We start from the raw sequence: 1,954 nt of genomic DNA on the forward strand, positions 1-1,954 counted from the left end.
ATTTTTCCGTAAAAAACCATCAGTTTACCATAATCATTTTTATAATGATTATTGCACTAGGAATCAGCTCTCTACTCAATATGCCCAAAGCAGAGGATCCAGTGCTCAAAGCCACGTTCAACTCTATCGTTGTAGTATATCCAGGAACTAGCCCCGAAGACATGGAAAAACTCATTTTGGAACCCATAGAGGACAAAATGAGTAGCATAGCAGACATCAAAAAAATGATTTCTTATGCAAACGACGGTGTTGCTTCTATCATCATAGAGTTTAATCATAATGTAAAAGAAGACGAAAAGAATAATGAGGTTTTGCGTGAATTGAACAGCTTAAGAAGCAAGCTTCCTCAAGATTTATTTGCATTGGATGTTTTTAAGTATACACCCGAAACCGTAAATATTATACAGGCTGCATTCTTGTCTGAAACAGCTTCCTATAATGAACTCAAAACCTATGCAGATGATCTTAAAATAAAAATTAAGAAAATCAAAGACATTAAGGATGTGGATATACACGCTGCTCCTGAACGAATTGTACGAATCGCTATCAACACCGATAGGTTAGCACAGTTTAAGATTCCTTTGAGTAGGATTATGCAAATAGTTCAGTCTGAAAACATGAACATTCCAGCCGGAGCTATTGAAATTGGGGATCGAAAAATCAATGTGAAAACATCGGGTTCTTATGAATCTATTGACGAAATAAAAAATACCGTTATAAGTACATCAGGAACTCAAATTACTTATTTGAAAGATGTTGCTGATGTGAATTTTGGTTATGAAGATGAGACCTATTTGGCTAGACTTAATGGAAAAAGAGGAATTTTTATCACTGCTTCCCAGAAAAAAAACACTAATATTTTTGATGTAAACAAAATACTTTCTCCGCTTTTAGCAGATTTTGAGAAAACACTTCCTCAACATATTAAGTTTGAAAAAAGCTTCGACCAAGCACATAGTGTGTCAAAAAGGCTCTTAGGATTGGGTAGGGATTTTGCTATTGCTATTGTTTTGGTTTTAATTACGCTCATTCCACTAGGTTTTAGAGCAGCTTTGATTGTCATGATTTCTATTCCGCTTTCCTTGGCTATCGGTTTGGCGGGTCTAGATATTTTAGGTTATGGGATTAATCAGCTTTCGGTGGTTGGTTTGGTTATTTCTTTAGGGTTATTGGTGGATGATTCCATCGTGGTAGTAGAGAATATTGCCCGGTATTTGCGTATGGGATATTCTAGAAAACAAGCTGCTACTGAAGCTACCAAACAGATAAGTTTGGCAGTATTAGGCTGTACCGCTACACTGATATTTGCGTTTTTGCCACTGACATTTTTGCCAGAATCTGCAGGAGATTTTATACGAAGTTTGCCCATGGCAGTTATCACTACGGTATTAGCTTCGCTTTTTGTTTCTTTGACTATCGTGCCATTTTTAGCAAGCCTTTTGATGCCTAAAGAGGAGGAAGAGCATGGAAACGTGTTTTTGCAGTTTCTCAATAGGGCTATAGATGGATCTTACAAAAAAATATTATCATGGTCATTGGCCAACCCCTTCAAAACCCTCGGAGTAGCCATTTTAATATTTATTGGAAGTTTGGGACTGATCAAAGTAATTGGAATTAGTGTCTTCCCTAAATCCGAAAAACCTCAGTTTTTGATAAACATAGAAACACCGCTGGGTACTTCTCTAAAAGTAACCGATAAAGCCGTACGATTTGTGGAAAAAATTCTTTCTGAAAAGGAATTGGTAAAAAGTTACGCCTCTAATATCGGAAAAGACAATCCTAGGATTTACTATAACATATTGCCACGAGGTGGTACTTCTAGTAATACGGCCCAGATATTTGTACAACTGCAAGAAGAAACCGAAGTGCCAGAAAGAACAGCTTATATAAATGAACTCCGTACCAAATTCCAAAATTACCCCGGTGCCAAAATTAAGGCGATAGAGTTTGAGCA

General features: G+C 36.8%; 1 protein-coding gene. It reads left to right on the plus strand.

Annotation, left to right across the window (positions count from 1 at the left end; all coding sequences use genetic code 11):
- Positions 1 to 44: 44 nt before the first annotated feature.
- Positions 45 to 1,954 (plus strand): efflux RND transporter permease subunit (locus tag EGI24_RS14280; protein WP_310586091.1); only part of this gene is annotated, 1,910 nt, incomplete at its 3' end.

Origin of the sequence: Lacihabitans sp. CS3-21, assembly GCF_024343675.1 — a bacterium.
GTDB lineage: Bacteria > Bacteroidota > Bacteroidia > Cytophagales > Spirosomataceae > Leadbetterella.